Raw genomic sequence first — 2,860 nt, forward strand, 5'->3', positions numbered from 1 at the left:
GGAAGAATATCAAGAAAAAGTGAATATATATAGTAATGATAATTGGTCAATATAGACTGTTTATTCTCATTTACTACTGCTAGAATGCAATAGAACTATAATGAGATTTCTTGGAGGGATATAGAATGAGTTCCTTGGTTCTCAGTTTTCAGGAAATAGAAAAAACACAGCTTTTTCTCGTTGGTGGAAAAGGGTTGAAATTAGGGGAACTATCGAAGATTCATGGAATACAAGTGCCAGAAGGATTTTGTGTTACGACAGAAGCCTATCAAAAAGCTCTCGGGCAAAACAAAGCCTTTCACGTATTGTTGGATCAACTAACAATGCTAAAAGTAGATGATCAAGATCAAATTGGTGAAATCAGCAGGAAGATTCGACAAATCATTATGGAAGTAGAAATTCCTTCCGATGTTGTGAAAGCAGTTGCTTACTATCTCTCCGAGTTTGGCGATGAACATGCTTATGCAGTGCGTTCTAGTGCGACTGCCGAAGATTTACCACATGCCTCTTTTGCTGGTCAACAAGACACCTATTTAAATGTCATCGGCAAAGTAGCAATCTTGCAGCATATCAGTAAATGTTGGGCTTCCCTATTTTCGGATCGTGCGGTAATCTACCGCATGCAAAACGGATTTGATCACAGCCAAGTTTATTTATCCGTTATCGTTCAAAGGATGGTTTTCCCACAAGCTTCAGGGATTTTATTTACCGCTGATCCAATTACTTCTAACCGAAAGCTGCTATCAATCGATGCAAGTTTTGGACTTGGAGAAGCACTGGTCTCTGGCTTGGTATCTGCTGATTTTTATAAAGTACAGGAAGGGGAAATCGTCGATAAGAGGATAGCAACCAAAAAATTGGCTATCTATGGACTAAAAGAAGGCGGCACAGAGACCCAGCAGATCGATCCCGATCAGCAAAAGTCTCAAACACTTACTGAACAACAAATTTTACAACTAGCACACATAGGAAGACAGATCGAAGCTCATTTTGGTTGTCCACAAGATATAGAATGGTGTTTGGTTGATGATACTTTTTACATTGTCCAGAGTCGGCCAATCACAACTTTATACCCCATCCCTGAAGCGAATGATGAAGAAAATCACGTTTACGTATCTGTCGGTCATCAACAAATGATGACCGACCCCTTGAAACCATTGGGAATGTCTTTATTCCAGTTAACATCTTTTGGACCCAGGTTTAAAGCTGGTGGAAGGTTGTTTGTGGATGTCACACATCAACTGGCTTCACCTGACAGCAGAAAAATGTTATTAGATGCCATGGGACAACACGATCCGCTCATGAAAGACGCACTTATAACCATAATAGAGCGAAGAGATTTCATAAAATCGTTAACAAATGATAAGCAAGAACAGAGTTCCGGTAAAAGCAATAAAAATGTGTCGTCTACGAATTCTCAAACACAAATCGAAAACGACCCGACAATAGTTTCTGATTTGATTAAACGCAGTCAAACATCCATAGAGGAGCTAAAACAAAACATCCAAACGAAATCAGGATCAGATTTAATTGATTTTATTCTAGAAGATATCCAGCAATTAAAGAAGATTTTATTTGACCCACAAAGTTCAGCTGTATTTATGACTGCTATAAATGCTTCATCATGGATCAATGAAAAAATGAACAAGTGGTTAGGTGAAAAAAACGCAGCAGACACGCTTTCTCAATCTGTACCAAACAATATTACTTCGGAAATGGGTCTGGCGCTATTGGATGTCGCAGATGTGATTCGTCCTTATCCAGAAGTAATTAATTATTTACAACATGTGAAAGATGATAACTTTTTGGATGAACTGGTTAAGTTTGATGGTGGACAGGAAACCCAAGACGCTATCTATGCTTATCTCAGCAAATACGGAATGCGGTGTGCCGGAGAAATCGATATTACTAGAACACGATGGATTGAAAAACCAATTACACTTGTCCCCATGATTCTCAATAACATCAAAAACTTTGAGCTTAATGCAAGCAATCGGATTTTTGAGCACGGGCGGCAGGAGGCTTTGAAAAAAGAACAAGAGTTATTAGATCGATTGAAGCAATTACCGGATGGTGAACAAAAATCCAAAGAAACAAAACGAATGATCGACCTAATCCGAAATTTCATCGGTTATCGTGAATATCCAAAATACGGCATGGTTAATCGCTACTTCGTTTATAAGCAGGCTTTACTGAAAGAAGCCGAACAACTCGCACAAGCCAACGTTATTCATGAAAAAGAAGATATATACTATCTCACTTTTGAAGAACTTCGCGAAGTCGTACGCACAACCAAACTGGATTACCAGATCATCGGCAATCGAAAAGACGAGTACAAATTTTATGAAAAACTAACCCCCCCACGTGTTATCACGTCTGATGGTGAAATCATTGTAGGTGAGTATAAACGAGAAAATCTCCCAGCCGAAGCTATTGTAGGTCTACCTGTTTCTTCTGGAGTTATAGAGGGTCGAGCACGTGTCATCTTAAACATGGAACATGCTGATCTAGAAGATGGAGATATATTAGTCACCACCTTTACTGACCCTAGCTGGACACCATTGTTTGTATCCATAAAAGGCCTAGTCACTGAAGTTGGTGGACTGATGACCCATGGAGCAGTTATCGCACGTGAATATGGCTTGCCAGCAGTTGTCGGGGTGGAAAATGCCACCAAAATAATAAAAGATGGGCAACGAATTCGCGTGCATGGAACTGAAGGGTATATCAAAATATTGTAATTGCTGAATACGTTCAGATTTAATACATCAATATGGCCGAATTTCCTAATGGGGAGTCGGCTTTTTATATAAGTTTGTGAATACTATCACTTAAACTATAGGGTGCTAGAGTTCAATAA

At 39.2% G+C, this 2,860-nt stretch carries 1 protein-coding gene; it reads left to right on the forward strand.

Annotated elements, in window-relative coordinates; genetic code table 11:
* Positions 1-125: 125 nt before the first annotated feature.
* Complete coding sequence (gene ppsA / locus V7122_RS25280; protein WP_335530010.1) at positions 126-2,741, forward strand: phosphoenolpyruvate synthase; 2,616 nt, start codon at positions 126-128, stop codon at positions 2,739-2,741.
* Positions 2,742-2,860 lie beyond the last annotated feature (119 nt).

Origin of the sequence: Bacillus sp. JJ1532, assembly GCF_036965085.1 — a bacterium.
GTDB lineage: Bacteria > Bacillota > Bacilli > Bacillales > Cytobacillaceae > Cytobacillus.

Coding starts and splice junctions, on each gene's coding strand:
- ppsA (WP_335530010.1), top strand. CDS start 126: ATGAGTTCCTTGGTTCTCAGTTTTCAGGAAATAGAAAAAACACAGCTT.